Source organism: Pseudoalteromonas sp. GW168-MNA-CIBAN-0100, from assembly GCF_040309225.1.
In the GTDB taxonomy this organism is placed as follows: Bacteria; Pseudomonadota; Gammaproteobacteria; order Enterobacterales; family Alteromonadaceae; genus Pseudoalteromonas; species Pseudoalteromonas arctica.
Genome location: NZ_JBEOOL010000047.1, coordinates 1 through 21,764 on the forward strand (window position 1 = coordinate 1; position 21,764 = coordinate 21,764).

Annotated in this window: 18 protein-coding genes; 2 read left to right on the plus strand and 16 right to left on the minus strand. The window is 37.3% G+C overall.

Translation table 11 applies throughout. From position 1 onward, the window contains the following. Positions 1-271 precede the first annotated feature (271 nt). The 3 genes from AAEY62_RS19275 to AAEY62_RS19285 are packed head-to-tail and all read right to left on the minus strand — an operon-like array spanning position 272 to position 3,716. Positions 272-1,918 (minus strand): Tn7-like element transposition protein TnsE, encoded by a 1,647-nt coding sequence (locus AAEY62_RS19275; RefSeq protein ID WP_350635807.1) that lies wholly within the window; start codon positions 1,916-1,918, stop codon positions 272-274. Beyond that, positions 1,815-3,365, minus strand: coding sequence for a TnsD family Tn7-like transposition protein (locus AAEY62_RS19280; protein ID WP_350635808.1), 1,551 nt, complete (start codon positions 3,363-3,365; stop codon positions 1,815-1,817). The genes AAEY62_RS19275 and AAEY62_RS19280 overlap by 104 nt, the downstream gene beginning before the upstream one ends. Positions 3,366-3,404: 39 nt before the next feature. After that, positions 3,405-3,716 (minus strand): helix-turn-helix domain-containing protein, encoded by a 312-nt coding sequence (locus AAEY62_RS19285; RefSeq protein WP_350635809.1) that lies wholly within the window; start codon positions 3,714-3,716, stop codon positions 3,405-3,407. A gap of 100 nt (positions 3,717-3,816) precedes the next feature. Between AAEY62_RS19285 and AAEY62_RS19290 the strand changes: the two genes are divergently transcribed. Continuing rightward, the gene (locus AAEY62_RS19290; RefSeq protein ID WP_350635810.1) at positions 3,817-4,320 is read left to right on the plus strand and encodes a VspR family transcription factor; all 504 of its coding nucleotides are present in this window, start codon (positions 3,817-3,819) and stop codon (positions 4,318-4,320) included. 132 nt (positions 4,321-4,452) lie between these two features. Here AAEY62_RS19290 and AAEY62_RS19295 read toward each other — a convergent pair whose 3' ends face one another. From AAEY62_RS19295 to AAEY62_RS19355, 13 genes are all read right to left on the minus strand, one after another. Further along, positions 4,453-5,181, minus strand: coding sequence for a M48 family metallopeptidase (locus tag AAEY62_RS19295; protein WP_350635812.1), 729 nt, complete (start codon positions 5,179-5,181; stop codon positions 4,453-4,455). Continuing rightward, positions 5,181-8,417: a type I restriction endonuclease subunit R gene (locus AAEY62_RS19300; protein ID WP_350635815.1), complete on the minus strand. Its 3,237-nt coding sequence runs from the start codon at positions 8,415-8,417 to the stop codon at positions 5,181-5,183. The genes AAEY62_RS19295 and AAEY62_RS19300 overlap by 1 nt, the downstream gene beginning before the upstream one ends. Next, positions 8,414-9,637 (minus strand): restriction endonuclease subunit S, encoded by a 1,224-nt coding sequence (locus AAEY62_RS19305; protein ID WP_350635818.1) that lies wholly within the window; start codon positions 9,635-9,637, stop codon positions 8,414-8,416. The genes AAEY62_RS19300 and AAEY62_RS19305 overlap by 4 nt, the downstream gene beginning before the upstream one ends. Continuing rightward, the gene (dinD, locus tag AAEY62_RS19310; RefSeq protein WP_350635821.1) at positions 9,630-10,478 is read right to left on the minus strand and encodes a DNA damage-inducible protein D; all 849 of its coding nucleotides are present in this window, start codon (positions 10,476-10,478) and stop codon (positions 9,630-9,632) included. Before dinD ends, AAEY62_RS19305 begins: the two co-directional genes overlap by 8 nt. Continuing rightward, positions 10,475-12,085 (minus strand): type I restriction-modification system subunit M, encoded by a 1,611-nt coding sequence (locus AAEY62_RS19315; protein ID WP_350635824.1) that lies wholly within the window; start codon positions 12,083-12,085, stop codon positions 10,475-10,477. Before AAEY62_RS19315 ends, dinD begins: the two co-directional genes overlap by 4 nt. Positions 12,086-12,183: 98 nt before the next feature. Further along, on the minus strand, positions 12,184-12,393 hold the full coding sequence (locus AAEY62_RS19320; RefSeq protein WP_350635827.1) for a hypothetical protein: 210 nt from the start codon (positions 12,391-12,393) through the stop codon (positions 12,184-12,186). A gap of 8 nt (positions 12,394-12,401) precedes the next feature. Beyond that, complete coding sequence (locus tag AAEY62_RS19325) at positions 12,402-12,647, minus strand: DUF2188 domain-containing protein (protein ID WP_350635830.1); 246 nt, start codon at positions 12,645-12,647, stop codon at positions 12,402-12,404. 81 nt (positions 12,648-12,728) lie between these two features. Beyond that, complete coding sequence (locus AAEY62_RS19330) at positions 12,729-13,307, minus strand: restriction endonuclease subunit S (RefSeq protein WP_350635833.1); 579 nt, start codon at positions 13,305-13,307, stop codon at positions 12,729-12,731. 395 nt (positions 13,308-13,702) lie between these two features. Then, positions 13,703-15,283: an ATP-binding protein gene (locus tag AAEY62_RS19335; RefSeq protein ID WP_350635836.1), complete on the minus strand. Its 1,581-nt coding sequence runs from the start codon at positions 15,281-15,283 to the stop codon at positions 13,703-13,705. Positions 15,284-15,296: 13 nt separating this feature from the next. Further along, on the minus strand, positions 15,297-17,363 hold the full coding sequence (locus AAEY62_RS19340; RefSeq protein ID WP_350635839.1) for a TnsB C-terminal domain-containing protein: 2,067 nt from the start codon (positions 17,361-17,363) through the stop codon (positions 15,297-15,299). Next, entirely contained in the window at positions 17,353-18,171 is an 819-nt protein-coding gene (locus AAEY62_RS19345; protein ID WP_350635842.1) for a TnsA endonuclease N-terminal domain-containing protein, read from the minus strand. The genes AAEY62_RS19340 and AAEY62_RS19345 overlap by 11 nt, the downstream gene beginning before the upstream one ends. Before the next feature lie 135 nt (positions 18,172-18,306). Next, positions 18,307-20,127: a glutamine--fructose-6-phosphate transaminase (isomerizing) gene (glmS, locus tag AAEY62_RS19350; protein ID WP_007580413.1), complete on the minus strand. Its 1,821-nt coding sequence runs from the start codon at positions 20,125-20,127 to the stop codon at positions 18,307-18,309. A gap of 46 nt (positions 20,128-20,173) precedes the next feature. Beyond that, positions 20,174-20,938, minus strand: a complete 765-nt coding sequence (locus AAEY62_RS19355) for a DeoR/GlpR family DNA-binding transcription regulator (protein ID WP_024589675.1) — start codon at positions 20,936-20,938, stop codon at positions 20,174-20,176. 162 nt (positions 20,939-21,100) lie between these two features. Between AAEY62_RS19355 and AAEY62_RS19360 the strand changes: the two genes are divergently transcribed. Beyond that, a complete protein-coding gene (locus AAEY62_RS19360; RefSeq protein ID WP_024589676.1) occupies positions 21,101-21,628 on the plus strand; it encodes a sugar O-acetyltransferase in 528 nt (175 codons plus the stop codon). Positions 21,629-21,764: the final 136 nt, after the last annotated feature.

The window sequence follows — 21,764 nt, forward strand, 5'->3', positions numbered from 1 at the left end:
ATTGCGACGCGAATATTGCAACTAAAGTTCACCAATGAGCAGCCTGATTCTCCAAGTTGTGAACAACTGTTATCTCCTGTGCGAGCATAATAAAGTTTGATCAAAAATAATAGCTATTTAACATTTTTACAACGCTAATGTTTGATACTTTAACAACGAAAGCTTTTAAGTTATTTATAATAAAGTTTGATATTTTTTATTGTTAAATTCAAGTTTAGCTTAAATTTAATAAAGGAAAAACCAGACAAAAAATTAGGATGCGTTTGAAAAATTATTCATCTATCGTCTCGAAATTCCAACCTAAAGCCTCACAAAGTTTTTTCTTAAGTATGCTTACCCATTTTTTCTTATATTCGTCTTCACTAATAACTCTACCTCCCTCTTTGATTCTTGGGTGATTACAAGATAGAAAAACGTCAGCTCTTTCCCATATATATTGATGTTGCCATTGAGCACTGCTATCAGAAAAATGTTGAATAATCTCTTTAAAGTTAGTATTGGCATCATCTTTTAGGCCGAGTATTAATGTCCCCCCTCCCTTAGCATTTAATAAACTTGGTGTATCAGCTTCTAATACAACAATTTTTATTTCGCTTATTTCAAGAATTGCAACAAAAAATCTAAGAGTCGTTCCATCTTTAGTTTTGAAGATGGTCTGGCTGTTATTTAGTGGGGTAGGGAATATCCCACATTTGATTGACTCAAGTTCTATTCTTTTATGTTTACCAAGCTCATTTATAACTTGCTCAAATATTAAAAATTTTGAAGGTAATTCTTCTGCTTCTTCAAATGTATCATCATCTTGATTTATAACAGGATCATACTCCTGTGCATTTCCTTCCTTTTCAGGTGACCCAACACCGGCTTTTTCTGGTTTTGCATTTTGGTTATCTTTGAAACCTGGTCTTGGTTTATAAGGTTTGTTCCCATCAGATAAAAATACGTCTTGAATACCTGAAACATTAAATGAGAAGCCTTTTAATTTTTGAGTATGTAGCCTCCCTCCTAAAGCAGGGATTTCTCCAATATCTAGTTCGGGATCTAAATCAATATTAGGCGTTTTAAACGGCTTTTCTTCATTTCCAGTTCCAAGTTTATCTTTTTCCCTTTTTTTAGGATGAATAACTTCAACCCCAAAATATTTTTCACTAACACGTGCCTCTAAAATAGACTCAATTCTTTGTACATCGAGCACTTCAGATTGTGAGTCCTTAATCACTGATAAATCAAACTCCCAACCAACTAAGTCCGGTGGAGTGAACTTAAAGTTAATTGAATCGTTATTTTCTTGGAAGTTTTGATAAATTGAAAAAAAACTGGCCCTAGCTTCTTGATCTAAAAAAAGCCAAGCAAGATGAGCTACCTTTCTTTTGGTTAACACGTAACTTACTGGGTAGTGTGTAGTTCCAGGAAAGCGAATCGTTACAGGAGATGTTGATTTGTCTATAAATGCCAATCCCGATAATCCGTTTGCGGTATAAGCGGCTTGCACTAAGTGTCTATTATGAAAAAAGAGTGTTCTGGCTAATTCAAAACCTGAAACTGAAACCATCCCTTTATTTGTTTGATAGATATATCGACAGTTTGAAGATAATTTATCAACTTTAATTAGACCAGAAATACTAACCGTAACTCTTTGGTATTCAACTTCATTTAAAACTTCTTTCCCAGAGTAAGTTCGACCTGGAGATACAAGGTTAGCCATTTCAATAGGTAATGATGAACATACTCCATCTTCCCATTCAACTCCGACAAAAATTTGTTTATTTTTTAAAAGATTTTTTGATTTGAATACACCGTTAACCTTTTTTAATTCAATATTTCTTGGAAGGTAACTTAAAGCAGGAAATTTTTTCGAAATCCAGCCTGAGAATGAGTTTGACAGCTTCTCGGCTACGCTCTTTGCTAAGTCCGGCAATACGTTCAATTTCATATATTTGGGGTATTGGTTCATTTAAGTTTATATGATCAATTATAATAGCTAAAACTCGACGAATTTGGTACTCGTCAATTGATTCCGTATATTTTATAAAAAAACTTTTACATAGTGGTAACTTAGCTAAATGACGAGCGACTCCCCAAGAAAAATTAATATTTATTATAAACCAGCTTTGAGTCATTCGAGGTAAATCTAAATTATCATAACTTAGATTTCTAAGCTTAATCAGTTTCCTAATTAATTCAAAATCTCTCTTAGCCCAATCAATTCGTCTTCCAACATCATTCCTCATTGGTATTGGTAAATGTGCTTTCAACCAAGTGTTATCAAAACGATACAGCCATGAATAAACTCGTGTACCTTCAGTAGTGGCTCTAATATCTTTTAAAACTGAGTATTGAGAACATATCGATAACCAATGAGTTCGATATTCAGAGCATCGCTCAATAGCTTTAATATTTGTATAAACTCTTTTTTTCTTGAAGCTATCATCAATTAATACTGCATTATGAATCGCATCTAAAATAGAATCAGATGGAAACAATGCCATGATACATACTATATGGTGTAACGGGCTATAATGTCGTCTATGTTTACGAAAAAAAGCCAACAGCCAATTATTTTCTAGCTCAAGACTTAACCCATGTTGCTCTAAAAATCTATTACCCCAAAAATGTAAAACTAAACCTCTAATTTTTACATGATCGGGTCTTTGATTAATTACTGCCCCCAAATCAATAATTCGTCTTTGATAAAATATCGTCCATTGTAATGGTGTAACATATGGCGTTTGGATCTTTAGTAGTTGATGTATTTCATTAGACAGCTTCAGTAACTTGTCATCTTTTGCAACATGTATCAAAGATAATTTTTCTTGATTTATAAGGTCAGAAGCATCTCTTAATTCATGTCTTCTACTTGGGGTTAATTTAAATGGGCTATTTAGCAAATAGCAGTGATGATAAGGGCAGATTAGTACGCCAGGAAGCTGAAAAAGTCTACGCCAATATGAATAAGCTAAGTTTTTTTGATCTTCAATTAAGCATTCAGGGCAATAACGAAAATATCTAGGCCACTTAATCGTTGAAGCATTAACGCCTATACTCGTCATTGCATGTGATTTATCACTATGCGTTAAATTATTTTTAACTTCTTTAATACGAGAGGGTTCAACAAATGAATTAAAAAAAGGAATTATAGAGTGGCGTTGGATAACTTCATTTGCGCTATAAGGCCAAATATGGCCGACTTTAGATAATAATGCATGAATATGTCCTTGTATTAATGCGGAAGGCACAACATTTCTAGATCCAAAAAGAATCTCTAATGCTACCTTATCGTCATTCAATCCATGCCTTGTTACAAAACGAGCTAAGATGCTAAAAAGTAACTCATCATTATGTGCAACGGGAAACTGCATAATCATAAAGACCCCAATTCAATGAGGTCGGTTTAGAAAAATTAGCTATTCATTTTCAATCTGGGTAAGTGATGCGATTAATGATATTTTTTCATCATCACTTAACGAGGCGATAAGAATAGCCAATTCTGCACTTTGGTCGTCTTCACAAAAAAAGTAATTTAATGGCACCTTCAATTCATTCGCCATTTTTTTAAGCGTTTGAATATCTGGAACGTGCCTACCTTTTTCGTAGTGATTCATTCGACCACTGGCAGAACTTTCATCCATACCGACTCTTACACCAAGTTCTTTTTGTGAAATACCAAGCTTCTTTCGTGCTTGCTTGAGTCGATCTGGGAGTGGACTATTATACAAATTATTTTCATCTTAAAAATCTCTGATACTTAGATTGTCTAAGTTTTGCTTATTTGTGTATACTTAGCAATCCTAAGTTTTTAGTTTTTGAGATCAAAAGATGATAATAGAATCAATTTCTTTGAACCCTAAGTTCAAAGAACTCTTAATACAATTACAATATAATCAGGTAAGTCGCCAGAAACTTATAGCGTTGACAGAGAAAAGATTTAATTTATCAAATGTTCAAGCAACTCGTTTTGTATCCAAGAATATCTATTTATTAAAAAAACAAAAACAGATTATAGCTATGGGTGAAAAAAATAAAAGAATCTACCGCATTGCTCCAGAGCTTATTGCTATCCTGCATGAAAATAAAATGACAAAAGAATTGGTGAATGAAGAGTTAAAAACCAAATCTGAATTAAAACTTATATTAGGGGAGATAGAAGCATATCAAGAATATTTGAAAAAATACCCTCAAGGTCAACGAGTTATAATTTCCCTTCTTGATAATTGCCGAGATCGTGCCACAGATTTTTATGGTCGTTTGAACGCTATTAAAAATATTATTAGTAAAATTCAACCCCTGACTGGGTCATCCACAATCGAACATAATAATTAAACATGTATTTTACTTCAGATTAATAAGCATCAAATTAAACAACTTATTGCATATCTTAACTTTTTAACAATGTTCAATTAATTATATCGTTTGATTATCACCTCAATGCAGCATTTTTTAGTTTATAGCTCTCTAAATTAATGCCATTTCAAGCTTATGTTTTCGTTTTACCCAGTCAGGTAATGAACGCTCAAGAAGCCTAAAAAAGTCAGGGCTATGATTATGATGTATTAGGTGACATAGCTCATGGATGATTACGTACTCAATACACTCTTTTGGTGCCTTTATTAGATCTACATTTAGGGTCAGTTTTTTGTTTTTTGAAAGACTTCCCCAACGTTTTTTAAGCTTCATAATTTTAATTGTTGGTTTATCTAAATCTTCCCGTTTAAATTTTTCCCAGCATTCTGAAAATATTTTATTTAAATGGAATTCGGATTTTTCACGATACCAACCTTTTAAAAGTGGTTCTATATGCTCCGGTTTGCCACTTTCTGACGATACCATGAAAAAACCTGCTTTAAGACGAATACAGTTTTTAGGCTGTAGCTCTATCTTTAAGCGATACTTTTTCCCTAAATATAAATGGCTTTCACCACCAACATACTTTCTTGAAGGGGTTCTCGGGTCAAACTGATCGAAGTAGTTTATTTGCTTCTTAATCCAGCGAGCACGTTTTCTAATTTTATCTTCAATTGTTTGCTGTTCTGTTCCTTCGGGTGCTTTAACAAAAACTGATTTATCAGGGTGAACTGATATTTCTAATGACTTTCTTTTAGAAAAAGCTAATTGAAATGGGATTTCTCCCTCTCCATATACTACAGAATATGTCGAACTCACCTGATTGATAGATAAAGACATTAAGTATGTCTCCTGTGTTTAGCAACTTGCATTGTTTTTTCGATGATTTCATCCATCTGCTCCAAGCTCAGTGCTACACCATATTTTTCTTTTACTTCATCATATAGAAAATCATCTATATCATTCATCGCTGATTTTTGAGCATCAATATCGTCCCAGAAATCGACCTTCCAATGAACATCTATTATTCTCTGGATAGCAAGCGATGTTTCTGAAGCAATGGAATCTATCAGAGTTTCACCCATGTCATAAAGCATGAAAAATGGCTTAACCAGCCCGAAATAAGCACAAGCTTCATCATTATCACGAATATTATCAGGCACATCTTCATGTTGCTTCGTGGCAACTTTGTTGCGTATATCAATAACTCGGTTTAAATATTCAAGGTCAGATATTCGTCTCGCCTTAAAGTCATCAATAGCATCCTGAATTAACTTAGAAAACCTCTCATAAAAAGCAGGATCTTCGTCCATGTTTTCTGAAATACTGCGCTTAGTCGCATGTGCGATAGTATCTGCTTTAGAAGCTGTTGTTTTCGACTGGTAAACACCTTGCTCTTCTTTCACCATGGTAAACATTTTTTCATCAAAAATATTAACTGGCTCATTTAGCTGCGTTACTTCATGTGCTTGAATATGAATGTCTAGTAGCTTCTTAATTTTTGGCTCATAGTCGCGATAATCAATCGCTTCTGCATATCGTAGCTTAACAGCCGCCTTCAAATTCTGGAATCGCTTCAAATCATCTTTATAGTTCTGTAGTTTGTGCTCGTCTGACTTCATAATGAACTGTTCAGAAGACAGCGCTATACCTAATGATTTACTGAATGCCGATAAGCACTCATAGAATTCCTCACGTAATTCGTCATCAGCCAGTAAAACCTCATAGGCCTCTTCATCCTTAGAATTCTTAACTTCTTTAAACAAGTCCCACAAGTCAGAGTAGCGCTGAGGCAACTTACACACTTCTTCATTTATTGAAATTAGCGTTCCAGCTAAGTCATCTTCATCAAAGCCTTCAAACGCTTCATACATGGTGAGCGCTTCATCTAATTCACCCAGTACACTTGCATAATCAACAATATAACCAAACTCTTTACCTTCATATAAGCGGTTAACACGAGCAATAGCCTGTAAAAGGGTATGCTCTCGAAGTTTTCGGCATAAATACAAAACAGTGTTTCGCGGAGCATCAAACCCTGTTAATAGCTTATCAACAACAATCAAAATTTCTGGATCATCACCGTGTTTAAATTGATTGATGACTTGCTTGGTATATTCCTCTTCTGAACCAAAACGCTTCATCATTTTAATCCAGAACTTACCTAGCTCATCTGTTGGACCTTCATCAACTTCGTCATGACCTTCTCGAGTATCCGGGCCTGATATAACGACTTCTGTCGTCACAGTGCCAATTTCTTGAAGAAACTGTTGATACTTAATTGCTGCATTTTTACCAGGAGCAACAAGCTGTGCTTTAAAACCAGTACCTTGCCAGTTAGCTCGAAAATGCTCACTAATATCAAACGCGCGCATATAAATAACCTGATCGGCTTTATTAAGCATTTCAGCGCGAGCGTATTTCTTTTTAAGATCGGCTTTTTGTTCTTTGCTTAAGTCAGCTGTGTGACGCTCAAACCATAGATCAATAGCAGACTGATTTTGCTCCATTTCAACGTGCCTGCCTTCATATAAAAGTGGTAGTACCGCTTCATCAGCTACAGCTTGTTTTATTGTATAATGAGGTTCAATTAAGCCACCAAACTTAGCAAAGTTATTCTTTTCTTTTTTAAGTAAAGGTGTTCCTGTAAACCCTAAAAAACAAGCATTAGGAAGCATTTGGCGCATTCTTGCTGCGAGTGAACCAAAATTGGTACGGTGGCTTTCATCAACTAATACAAATATATCTTTTGATTCGTCTACATACTTTTCAGCTACCCATCCCTTATCAAATTTATGGATAAGTGTGGTAATTAAGCCCACTTTGTCTTTTAGGTGTTTAACCAAGTTACGGCCAGATGTTGCACTTTCTCGACTTAAACCACAGGCTGCAAAAGTATTACCAAGTTGTTTGTCTAAATCATCCCTGTCGGTAACCAGAATAATTCTAGGGTTAACTAATTTAGGATCCAGAGCCATAGCTCTGGTGAGCATAACCATAGTCAGGGATTTACCTGAGCCCTGCGTATGCCATATAACACCACCTTGACGACTTTCTTTTGAACTACTTTTTTTGATTCGAGTAATCGTAGATTTAATCACGAAATACTGTTGATAACGGGCAACTTTTTTTATGCCTCCATCAAAAAGTGTAAAACGGTAAACCAAATCTAGAAGGCGTTCGGGTCTACACAGACTATAGATAGATTTATCCTGCTCTGTGACTAACCGCTTACCCTCAGCTTCAAGCTCATCGAAAAAGGTTCTAGCTGTTGCAAATTCACCGCTGAACAATTGCGCTTTTACATCATCGCTAAGCACAGTATTTATTACTTTATCAACATCAAGTGCTTTGTCTTCTTGTTCCTTCCACACTCCCCAAAACTTCTTAGGAGTACCAGCTGTTGCATATTGCGCAGCGTTCTTATTCACAGCTAAAACCTGCTGCACATAAGTAAATAGGCGCGGAATATAATCGTCACCTTGGTTTCTTATGTTTTGCGAAATAGCTTGCTCAACATCAATTTTAGGGGATTTACATTCAACTACGCTAAACGGAATACCATTCACAAATAAAACGATATCAGGTCTGATTGTTTCAGTGCTGCGTGCTCGCTCAACGGAAAATTCAGCCACTACATGGAAACTGTTGTTAGAAGGCGTTTTCCAATCAATAAAATTCAGTGTAAAGCTCTTTGAATCGCCCTCAATTGTTTGCTCCATAGCTGAGCCCAAGGTGATCAAATCATAAATAGCTTCATTAGTTTTTTGCAGGCCATCAAACTTAATATTTTTAAGTTTTTGAATGGATGATTGAATATTCTCTTCACTAAAAAGATACTCGCCACTTTTATAATTAATACGATTTATCTTTTTGAGTTGCTTACGAAGAACGTCTTCCAAAATCACATTGGATGTTCGCCCACCTCTTTCAGCTAACGCTTGTTCAGGCGTTAAATATTGATAGCCTAAATTAATCAGCTGTTGTAATGCAGGTATCTGTGACAAGTGCTTTTCGTTAAATTCAAAGCTCTCAGGCTTTGAATTAACATTGTATTTAACAGGAAGTGTACTCATACGCTCACCTCATTAAGTGTCTTTTTAGTGGTTGCAGGAGTGACGCTTACTTGCCATTCACCTATTAGAAGTTTTTGCATAAGCCCTCGTTTTTGCAGGCGGTATTTTTCTGAAAACTGCCTTAACTTAGCGATTTCTTTTTTTGCAGAGTTAAGTACTTTAGCAATCTCGACTTGAGTTTCTATGTCAGGTATTGAAGCTTTTACTTCAGAAAAATGATGAAATTTTAAGTTCCAAGTGTCAGAAGTTAACCCTTGTGAGTATCTGTAGAACTTATGAATCATTGGCTTTGTTTTAAACAAAAAAGCCATGAATTCAGGATTAACAATCGTTTTTGGTGTGCAGACTGTGTATGCAGGGCTAACAATCCCATCAATAGCAGATAATGCAGATACGCCTTGCCACATCCGCATGGTGTTATAACCAATATCGTTAGGACAAATTCTTAAGTATTTCGACTTATCTTCATTTGAATTATCTTTCCGATTGGTTTCTGAATGAGGGATTACACCTTTTTCCCTCGTGATTGATATCAAAGGAAGTTCGATATTTTTGGTCTCTCTCCTATTTTCAAACAAATCACTTAATTTGTATAACCTCCATGATTCTGTTGGTTTAAACAATCGTTGAACTAGCCATTCAAACTGTTTTTCCTTAGCCGAAATTAACGTTTCGGTTTTTTCTATAGCGCTATCCCATAGAGCTATAGTGAAAGCTATTTGTTTTTGTTCTGCCTTAGGCGGGATTAAAATAGGGACTTTGTTTAAGTCCTTTTGGCCAATATTTGCTCGTACAACTCCTTGAGATCGCCGAATCAATTCTCTTCGAATGCTACTGCTATTAAAACAATAGCCAGCGAAATATGGATCCAGCAAGTCTTTTTGCTGACGGCCTCGGATTACAAAGCCACCAAAAGTAATCTCTTCTTGATCAAGATAAACGGAAGAATATGCAATTTCATTCGGTACTTCTGAGGTTCGGTTAAAGAGGAGGTCACCATATACAACAGCAGACTCAGCTTTTTGCTTTTCTGTAATCTGAACTTTTCCTTGAATATCATTTCTTTTCAAAAAATGATTTTTGAAAATATCCATGACATTTATGAACTCAGTTCCTTGGCCGTATGCGCTTTTATCTGCATTAATACCATTTTTGAATTCCATAAATGTACCAAGAGTTGTGCTTTTCCATCCTAAGGGAATTTTTTTAGATTTAATCATTTATTACCCTCCAATTTTTTTGAACACGAACCAGCTGCGGAATACCTTTTTCAGGCTTAGGTAAGTCTTCTGGCATGGTGCCACCTAGTTCCTGAATGGTTTCACGCACCTTGGTTCCTACTTCAAAATGGGTACGGTTGGCCTGAGTCTTATTACTGACTTCATCACGCTTGAGTTTATCTTCTGTTTGAGTAGCGCGGAACAGGTTCGCCGCTAGCTCGGTACTACCCATGTGGTCGAGTATTTTTTGACTCTTTTTTAAGCCTTTATGCTGATGTATTCCCTTATTATCTAGACCACCATAAAGCCCTTTGTAGCCGTGATTCTGGAAAATGGCATAGTCTAAGCCTGACTCTACACCAGCGCCTTTAGCTGCTGCAGCCAATTGCTTGTTATGGTCTGCCAGCTCATTCCGTAACATCAGACGTTTTTGGTCTTCGTTGAGCTGCTGAAAGCCTGTTTCGTCTTGCAGTTCTTGACGACGAGTTTGCATAGCAAAATAAGTTTGGCCATTAGCGATGACCGTTTTACTGGCATCGCCATTTTGCACAATGAGGTAGCAAGCATAACGAGAAAGTGCAAAAGAGGGCAATTCTCGTTTAGCGCCTGACCCAATATCAACCATCTCGTGGATCTCCACGAAATGGTCTGCAATAGTTTGATTACTGTTTTCGCAGGCTTTTTTTGCTTTTTCTATAACCGGTAAAAAATTACGAAACTCTGAATAATCTAATACTTTTCCTAATTGGCGTGCTAACCAGATTTCACCGCCTTGTTCGTTAGTAACTTTTAAGCTCTCAAAGCTAATATGCTCTGGATTAATCATATTATTTTCACTCATTCTGCTACCTCCGATGTATTTTCAGGAACTATATCTTTTAACATTTCGGCCATTTTTTGGCGAACTTCTATTAGTTCAGCTTCAAGGGTGATAATTTCAGCTTGTACTGCAACAATATCGATCTCGACTTCTTCTTCGAATGTATCGACATAACGTGGAATATTCAGGTTAAAATCGTTTTCTTTAATTTCTTCAAATGTGGCTAAGTGAGCATATTTTTCGACTTCTTCACGCGCAGTAACTGCCGCGACAATTTTATCTAAATGCCCGTCTAGTAAAATATTTTGATTTTTCCCCGCTTGGTAATGTTCTTTACCGCTAGCATCGACAAATAATACATCTTTACGGTTTTCATTCACGCCGCCTTTTTCACGTGAACGGTCAAACATGAGGATTGCAACAGGAATACCTGTACTTGGGAATAAGTTTCCAGGTAGGCCAATAACTGCATCAAGTAGGTTTTCTTTTATCAGTTTTTGACGGATTCGTCCTTCAGCTGCTCCTCTAAACAGTACGCCATGAGGAACCACTACAGCAATTCGACCTTCTTTTTCAACAGCAGCTTCTACCATGTGACTAATAAAGGCAAAATCTGCTTTTGACTTAGGTGGCACACCGCGCCAATAACGATTATATCTATCTTCCCCAACTTCCTCAGAACCCCATTTGTCTAGTGAAAATGGAGGGTTTGCCACAACGTTATCAAATTTCATTAGTCTGTCATTCTCGACTAATGCAGGTGAGGTTAACGTGTTACACCACTCGATCCGTGCAGAATCTGAACCATGCAAAAACATGTTCATACGGGCAAGTGCCCAAGTACTGCCGTTTACTTCCATGCCTGCAAGTGAGTAATTGCTATCTCCCACCTGTCTTGCAGCTTCAATGAGTAACCCTGCTGAACCACATGCTGGGTCACAAATACGAGCTCCTGATTTGGGTGCGCATAACCTAGCAACTAGTACTGATACTTTATGTGGAGTATAAAATTCACCAGCTTTTTTACCTGCATCTGAACCAAAGCGTTCAATAAGATAAATGTAAGTATTGCCAATAACGTCTTCAGAAACACGTGAAGGGCTCATATCTAAAGCTGGTTTATTAAAATCATCTAATAATGTTTTAAGACGGCGATTTCGATCTTTGGTTTTACCTAAATTAGATTCACTATTAAAATCAATATTACGGAATACGCCTTCTAATTTTGATTTGTTGGCTGTTTCAATATGCTCTAAAACGATATTAATTAGTTCTCCAATATTAGCGTTGTTTTTTCGTTCAAATAACGAGTAATAGTTCGCTAAGAATTTATCAATAACAACTGTTTTCTTTTCTTTAGTTTCTGGATCTTCAATTTCTTCTGTTAGCTCAATCATGGGAAGTAAGAAACGTTCACGCTCAAGTTTACGCCTAATACGCGTGTCATCATCTCCATATTGTTTTTTATACTCTTCATAGTGGTCATTCCATACATCAGAAATGTATTTTACAAATAGCATAACTAAGATGTAGTCTTTGTATTGCGCAGGATCAACGGCGCCTCGGAATGTGTCACATGCTGCCCATGCTGCATTATTTATGTCTTTTTGATGAATTTTATCGTTCATATTTTTGCCCTCAAATTTGGTGTTTATTAATGAAGCGGAGTTGACTATTACAACCCCGCTTACAGTGAGTTAAAATGCTAAGTATTTAGGACGGCTGATTAAGTCCATGTAATCGACCGCCCAAACGGAGGGTAAATTGATGTACTATCCCTTACGGTGTAGTTTGCAATAACTTCACCTTGCTCGTTACGCTCTTCGCATTCATAGGTGTCAGTATCTTGGCCTTTTCGCTGCGCCCACTTGCTACTTGTAATATTAAGAGTATGCGACTCTGGTACACCTATTTTTTTCTTGTATTCATCAGTCATAATGGCTCCTATCCTTTAATATTTCGAGGGTCATTTCCATGGCTATCTTTGCGTTGTATCTGGCCATCTTTACCATGAACAAATAGCTCAGAACCTTCTCGTTTACTTTGCTCACGAGCAGCGACTTCCGCTTCACGCTTAGTGTTATGAACGCTTGAAGCTCGCTCAGAACCACCTTTTTTATTAGCCCAACCTTCAGGATGAGGAACAACATGTCGAGTATTGCCCTTGTTTGATGATGTTTTCTTTGTCATAATATATGTGTCCTATATAGTTTGTAGTTTTGCTTAGAAGTGCTGTAACACTCTTAAGCTATTTAAATTCAGTAACTGTAATTACTGTATCTCCGTTGCTAGTTTCATTAAAATTGCTTCAGTTAACACCCCCTTTTTTTCTGTTAATTTATTCATAATTTCCTGTTCTTTTATTGATAATCGATTAATAGTAATTATTTTTTCCTGTACTTCTAAGCTAGGAAAAATAATATCAAGATCCTCTAAAGCTGGCTTACCTATCATTCTCACCGCTGTACCTGCAGCTTTACTTAACAGAGCAGACTGCGATGATGGTTGATTGATAAACCAACATAAATACGCCGGAATTACGGAGTCACTTTCAACTCTAATTCGCAATAATGGGGCAGCAATAACTGCTGAACTTAGATTCAGGTCAATTAATGCTGCTGTGTTGGTTTGTCCTCTAGAGCGAAACGCTAAGTCATTTTCTTTTACTCTGTGATGCTCCTTTAGACCCTGCATATCAATCTGGACTAGCTCTTGATCACTTAGTCGGTTATCCTCAGTTAAATCTTTCATTTGAATAACTGAAAGATTTCCGTTTAAATCTGGCTCAAGCCTTGAACGAAATGAATGCCCCATCTGTACAGAAGCAATACTTTTTAATTTTACCATCATTCCTCCTCCTTAATAACATTTCGCTGTAATAGCGTTTCTACATTATCAAAGTATAGAGAGCAGATGATTTAAGTCAACACTTATTTTGCAATAACTGCGTTACTGCGTTTTCATGGTTGATTTGTAGTATCGATATTTGAATAGAAAAACCACTACTTCCTGGTTCTATAAATATTGTTTTTTATAATCCAAGGTTATGATTTTTATTGGTATTATAGATAATAGGGGATGAAAATATGAATTACTTATGTGAGTACATTTACAATATTGAGTATACATTAAGCTCCGGTAGTTATTTTATAAGTCTCATGACTCACACACCATAAAAAATTATCGATATTTTTATTTCTTCTGTTTAAAAGGGGAGAAGAAAATCTGTTCAGCATAATAGACTTCTACAGATAATCACTTAACCTCAATATAACCCCTTCATTTTTGATTGTTTTGTAAGTTCCTCCCTTACTGTGAACCATGAGTCTTAAGTCATTTTCAACGAAAGCTGGTGTTAATTTAACAACTTTAGCCTTTTTCTTCTCAGGCTTAGTCTGTGCTTTTTCTTCTAAGTTTTTAATGTGTGCAACAAGGTCAAATAGGTTACCACTAGGCAACTCTGAAACCGCCTGTTCAGCTATAGCGGGAGCAATATCGTCACCTATGCCCATTTGTTCTAGCATGCTTGTAAGCTGTTGTAATTTAGTTGAGTCTTCACTTTTAGTTACTTTAACATTAGTCACTTTTTCATGAGCCTCATAGACCGGATCATGTTGGATTAAAGCCGCCTTGGGAATTTCTAGATCGCTATACTTTTCTATTTCTTTATCAAGACCACTTTGCAGCGCACGGATCATTGGCCGAATCATATGAAGTTCATCATTAAAAACACTATCAACCAATTCTTTGTTAATTTTCTCTCGTCCCACTGTTACAGCCCTTGTCTGACATAGATAGAACAGCGTTACAGCGACATGAGCAATACCTTGAGAATAATCCCAAAATAGGTTCTTGATTTCATTTGTTAATGGCTGCGGTGATTTGAACCACTGTAATGACCAAAGTCTGTCAAAAAACCTATCCCAATCAGAGCCTTTACCTGTTTTATCGGTAGTATTAAATCTATTCCAGTTAATACTGCCAAACTGCGATGCACGCCTAGCTGATCGCATACTTGGTGAAAACAATTCGTAAGCTTTTGGTGTACCTACAAACAAAATAGGCAGTTTAATTGTATTGGTTAGCTGTACAAAAAATCGCAATATTCTTTCTGATACGCCGGAGTTTGAACGTTCAAGGTGCTGAATTTCATCAATCACTAACAAACCGATAGAATGTAATGCCGCTATTCGAGCAAAGTCTCCAAGTAACATCTCTGCATTTGATCTTGGTTTGACATACTGTTTTTCATATTGGCTATTATTATCTAACGCTAGATCTAGCGCTCTAAAGAAGTTAATACAAAGACTTTTTACAGAAGCATCATGCGGACACTCAACCTTTAACCATACTATCTGCACATGCTGATAGGTTGGGTGCATAATAACTTGGTCATAACTCGCTAAAACAGCCTCTACCGCTGTAGACTTTCCGGCACCGGAACAACCAATAACCGAGCTAACAAGAGCCTCATTACCGGCATTGCGACTGACATGTTGTGTAAAATTAGCAGTACTATTGAGCGTTTCTTGGTAGCTTTTATCTGCAATATTTCTACTCAAGTAACCTTGTCTGATCATTGAAGAAATGGTTTGTTCAAGTTGTAAATGTGCCTTAGTTGGGTATAAAAAACCGTCCATAATACGGAGCATTGCATGCCGTCTAATATGAGCGGGTAATATAACTTCTTCAGGGCGAACCTCTGGGGTACGACGAATCAACTCAGCGGTTTGTTCAAGAGAATTAATACATGGTAAAGCATTAATTAATGGATGGCCTTCATATTCTCTGATTTCAGCATCAATATAAGTCGCAGTTTTGTACATATACATATGCCCCTTAGAAGTCGTCCAAATCAGGATAATCATACCCTTTGTCAGGTAAATCTTCTGAATGAATTGGCGTCACTGTCGCTTTATGGCCAACTTCAGACTGTTTTGTTTCCAAATCACGCTTTTTCTTGCGTTCTAAGTGTTTCTCTTTATCACGATTATCTTTAATTCCCTTAAGCCTTCGAGACTTGTTAGATAACGCCGTATTTTTTTGCCTTTCAGCCGCATATTTAACAATTTTTTCAAGCTCCGCCTGCACATCTGGAGCTTTATAATCTGCTTCTTGCTTGGCTGAGGCTATTGTCTCTTTCGATTCGTGTTGAATGCTGACTACTTCGGTGAAGCTCATATCTTGATAACGACGACTACGAGACTGCAAAGAGCATGTCCATACACTATCGAACTGATTATCTGGTCTCATGTAAATAATATTGGTATTTAATGGATTATAAGCAATTTCAATACTAGAGGGTCTTGGGTTTGCCTTATTTTTATGGAACCACCCTAAACTTACCACTTCAGAACAGGTGTAATATAACCCTTTAAAGCTAATACCTAACGTTGAAACTGATGCTTTATCATGAGGATAAAGGTTAATTGACGTTAACTTTTCATCGATTGTACGTAAAATACCTGTTCGATTAGCAATACCCCATTGCCATAATCGAACGGGAATTGGCGGAAGATCTGTTGGCATATCAGACTCAAAATCATAACTCTTGAGAGGCATGGTTGTGTTTCGATTTATCTCAGAAACGATCACCATTTTTGTAAAATCAAATAACGTTAAATTTGCAGATAGCTCATTGCGTTTACCTGCTTTCTTTTTACCATTGACTGGCTCAACCTTTCCATCAACATAGGGCAAAATATCGGTATGCATCGTGTGAAATGACTGCTCTACAATACCTTTATCATCACCGTGATAAGCGCGAGTATTAGAAAGTGTAATTCCAAATCGATTAACTAGGATATCACCATGCTTGAAAAGTAACTCGCCTCTATCCGCAGTTATGGTTGCTGGCGTACCTATACTTGGCCAATCTGCATAAGATATATTAATTCCATAACGTCGGCAGTACTCAACCTTGTCACAGAAAGCGTTAGCTAATGCTATTGATGCTGTTGCCCAAGATGGATTTTCTAAACCAACATATAATCCAACCGTCATACGGCTAAATACATCCTTAACTTTATATATAATCGGTCTGCCAACAATACGATCTGGATCTAATTCTGATACTAGGTATACATCTGCAATAGTGGCATCGATTTCGTAACGAGCCCCAGGGCCAAAGTTATTGGTTGCAGCAGTGCTGTTTAGTGGGGCTATATCTTTATCATATATAATACTTGGGGTTCTCGCCTTGATTACATCTGTCTTGCTGTAATTTTTCTCAAAAAAATACCGAAATTGCATGTCTGTGGGTAAATCACTTTTATGAATTTTAGGATATTTTGATTTGATGTAACCAATTGCTTTGGTTCTGGCTTTAGCTAAATCAACATCATCTCTGAGCAGATAAAAACCTTCTATCGCTAATCGAAAGAATCCAGCGATTTCTTCGGTGATTATCAACCCTTCACCTGATGCAATAGTTCGCTTTTTACCCACTTTATTCTTTAGGTTTCTTCTTGCTTCGCCAGGTGCCCCACAATTTACATAATCAGGTGATAAAGCATCTGGTGTAATACCTCGTTGCCAGTAACGCCTTAATTGACGAGTAATATATAGCCTAGATTCAGCGACTTTATCAAGAAGTAACTTGATGTGTTTATTGCGTAATTTTTTATCGAATAACTCAAAATAATTGTCAAGCAATGGTGAAATAGCGTTGTAAGCCCTATTTCTTGTTTTCTCAGATTTTGAATTAGGCTCAGGCGTTAGCAAAATAACCGGTTCATCTATTTGAATAAACCCTAATGAATCAAACTCAGATAAGGTAATGCTGTAAGGCCAAGCGTTAGTGTCGTTAATATCAATGAGCATCAAGAAATCGACATGCTCAAAAACGACCCGTAGTTGAGTTAGCACTTCAGAATGTGGGTCTTGATACACTCGATTAAGATACATCTAAAAGCCCACCCACTATCAAACTGAAGTTCTTCGTTAAAGAAAGGTCAGAGCATGACCACTGCCTAAAAACGGTATTCAGTGGTGCGTCAATTAAGTTTGCAGCAACTGCTTTACGAAAAAGACCGATATGAAATCCTGGTTCACAAGAGTATTCATCATCTAAAGCCGCACATGTTGTAGATAATCGCTTGTTAATCCCTTTTAACCGCTTGAATATAAGTTGAATATCTAGTGTAGATAATTCCGAATAAAGATTGTCTAAATTTTGATTTGCTGCATGAAGCCATTCTAGGTTTTCTTTAATCGATGGTGTGATTTCTTGCTCAGTAAATAGCCTCCACAGATAACCTTGCTGCTCCCAAAAGACCTTCTCTATTTGAAGCTTTTCAACAACTCTTAGATCATCTAAGTCATCTGCATATTTAACAGCTATTGCTATACCAGTCTTATTTTTAAGTTCTACAACTAAGTCAGTGGTTACAACCTTAAGTTTTCCTGCTATCTGAGGATGCTTTATACCCAATCGCTCACAAATACTTAAGCTATCAACGATAGGTAAAGGATACTGCTCTTTAATATCAGTTGTTGGTTGGTATTGGTCAAAAACAAGAAAAGCGGAGAGTTCAAGACGGGAAAGCAAATGATGAGGGCGAGTTGAGTTTTTTCCTAAAATACGAAAACTCTCACCTTTACTGCTTATTTCGTGAACTTTGATGAAAGGCTCATACGAACGACCAGAGCCTAAACCTCTGGTTTTAAGTCGTTTTTCATCACTTGGATCTAGCAGTCTTTCTGAATCACGCATAAATAAGCCTCCTATCTAAATGGATATTAGCAGGAGGCATAAAAATATCAAACTATTTTATAAATTATCAAACTATTATATAAAACATTAAACTATTTTATAATCACACAACAGGTAATTACCAACCTATTGATTTTACTCAACCGTAACCGATTTAGCTAAGTTACGTGGTTGGTCAACGTCAGTGCCTTTAATTACCGCTACGTAGTACGACAGTAGCTGCAATGGCAAGGTGTAAACAATTGGCGCAATAATATCGTCAGTGTGGTTTACGTTGATTACACGCATTGTGTCGTCTGACTCAAAGTGTGAATCTTTATCTGCGAATACGTAAATAATGCCGCCACGTGCGCGTACTTCTTCTACGTTTGATTTAAGTTTTTCTAGCAATTCGTTATTTGGTGCTACAACAATAATTGGCATGTCGGCATCAATAAGTGCTAATGGGCCGTGTTTTAGCTCGCCCGCTGCGTAAGCTTCTGCGTGAATGTACGAAATCTCTTTAAGTTTAAGCGCACCTTCCATTGCAATTGGGTATTGCGAGCCACGACCTAAAAACAATGAGTGGTGCTTATCAGCAAACTCTTCTGCAAGATCTGCAATACCATCAGCGAGTAATAATGTTTCTTCTAACTTAGCTGGAAGTACTTTAATTGCATTTACAATTGCGCTTTGATCAAGGCCTTTTTCCTGCGCTATAGACGCAGTAAGCATTAACAAACCAACTAACTGCGTAGTAAATGCTTTAGTAGATGCCACGCCTATTTCAGCGCCTGCTTTAGTCATAAAGGCAAGGTCTGATTCGCGTACAAGCGATGAACCAGGTACGTTACAAATAGTCATTGAGGCCATGTAACCTTGCTCTTTAGCTAGGCGTAATGCAGCTAGCGTATCGGCAGTTTCACCCGATTGAGAAATAGTAACAAGTAAGCTATTTTCATGAACAAACGACTGACGGTATCTAAATTCAGAAGCTATTTCTACATTACAGCTAACACCCGCAAACTGCTCAAGCCAGTAACGTGCAACCATACCTGAATGGTAAGACGTACCACAGGCAATAATTTGCACATGTTTTACATCTTTAAATATTTGCTGAGCGCTTTCGCCAAAGGCATCAATTGCTACACGGTCGTCGTTTAAACGCCCTTCAAGCGTATTACGTACAGCAAGTGGCTGCTCGTAAATTTCTTTTAGCATGTAGTGACGGTAATCGCCTTTGCCTGATGCATCTTGCGTAATGTTTGATTCAATCACTTCACGCTCAACTGCGTTACCGTCTGCATCAAAAATTTCTACTGTGTCACGTGTAATACGTGCTACGTCGCCTTCTTCTAAGAAGATGAAGCTACGAGTAACAGGTAGTAATGCTAACTGATCAGACGCAATAAAGTTTTCGCCAAGGCCTAAACCAATAACAAGAGGACTACCTGAGCGTGCTACAATGATTTCGTTGTCGTTGTCTTTATCAAATACAACAGTACCAAAAGCGCCTTCAAACTGTTTAACAGCTGCTTGTACTGATGCAAGTAACGTTGTGTGTTGTTTACGAAGTTGGTGAATTAAATGCACCATTACTTCTGTATCAGTGTCTGATAAGAATTCGTACCCATCTGCTTTAAGTGCTGTACGTAGGCTAGCGTGGTTTTCAATAATACCGTTGTGCACAAGTGCTAACTGGTTGTTTGATACATGTGGGTGTGCATTTGCTTCTGTAACGCTACCATGTGTTGCCCAGCGCGTATGTGCAATACCTGTATGACCGCTAACGCCTGCTTTTTCTAGAGCTGCTTCTACGTTAACTACTTTACCTACTGCTTTAACAGTATTAAGTGTGTTGCCATCAAGCAATGCTACGCCTGCTGAGTCATAACCACGGTATTCAAGACGTTTAAGGCCTTCAACTAAAATTTTGTTTACTGGACGTTCTGCAACTGCCCCAACTATTCCACACATAGTGTCTCCATTAATTTTTTAATTCTAGTAACTCACTTTGTAGTTACTATTCAATAATCTCTGCGCAAATTAGTTTTACACCACACGCCTCAATTGCTTTGCGTTTTTCGTCTGCTAAGCCATTGTCGGTTATTAATGTGGTTACTATTTTCCACGGTAATTCTAAATTTGGTATTTTTCGGCCAATCTTATCTGATTCAACCATTACAATTACTTCACGAGCGGCTTTTGCCATTACTTGGCTCAAACCAACTAACTCATTAAAAGTCGTTGTGCCGCGCTTTACGTCTATACCATCCGCACCAATAAATAGCTGATCAAAATCGTAAGAGCATAATACGTTTTCGGCAACTTGCCCCTGAAACGACTCAGAATGCGGATCCCATGTTCCACCGGTCATCAAAAGTGTTGGCTCATTCTCGAGCGCTAATAAACGACTCGCTACTTTAATTGCGTTGGTCATAACAACTAACCCACGCTTATCAGCAAGCTCAGGGATCATAGCTGCCGTAGTGCGTCCGCTATCAATAATAATGCGGTTATGATCTTTTATAAGTTTTGCTGCTGCTTTTGCTATCGCTACTTTGCGCTTTGAATCTACTTCATCGCTAACAATTTCTTTAGGTAGTGCAATAGCACCACCGTAGCGGCGAAGTAATAAGCCACTTTTTTCAAGCGAGGTTAAATCTTTTCGAATGGTTACTTCAGATGTTTGAAACTGCTGTGCTAACTTTTCAACGGCTACTTCACCTAATTCATTAACTTGAACCAGTATATTGTGACGACGCTGCTGTGTGTTTCGTTTAGTCATAAAGCTCGTGAATTAAGTTTCATTTCGAAAGTTATGCGATTTTAAACGAAACAACCTAAATGGCAAGTGAACGAGCAAAAAAAACACAGTTTTATTCTAATAATAATAATAAAACTAAAAGTGCGGTAAGCTATAACTAATTAAGTTATAAAGATAAGTACAATGCAGTCATTTAACAGTATCAGTAAAGAATACTTAGCACAGCGAAAGCAAGCAGGTGAAACCTGCCGTTTATTTAATAAGAGCCCAAGTAAAGGCAACTTAAAACGTATCAAAGAGTTATTTTTAAAGTCGGGTGATGGTGTAATTATAGAATCAGGTTTTCATTGCGATTACGGCAATCAAATAGTTATTGGTGATCGTACTTTTATGAATATTAATTGCACACTTCTCGACTCGCCATTAGCCAATCATTCAATCACCATTGGTGATGACTGCTTAATAGGCCCGAACGTTCAGCTTTTAGCTGTGTCACATGCTACTAATCCCGCAAAAAGGCTTAATAAGGAAAACTTTGCAGCACCTATCGCGTTAGGCAATAACGTATGGGTTGGCGCAGGTGCAATTATTTTAGCGGGTGTGAGTATTGGTGAAAATAGTATTGTGGGTGCGGGTGCTGTGGTTACTAAAAATGTAATGCCTAATACTTTAGTAGCGGGTAACCCAGCTCGTGAAATAAGAAAACTGTAGCTATTCTCGATGTGATTTTAACGTTGGGAGTCGCTGCGCTCGCCCGACCTACGTGCTAGGTGTTGATGTGAGTGTGTTAATTGCGCGCATTTCACTTTTCTGCAGACGTAAAAAAGCCCGAATCGTTAGATTCGGG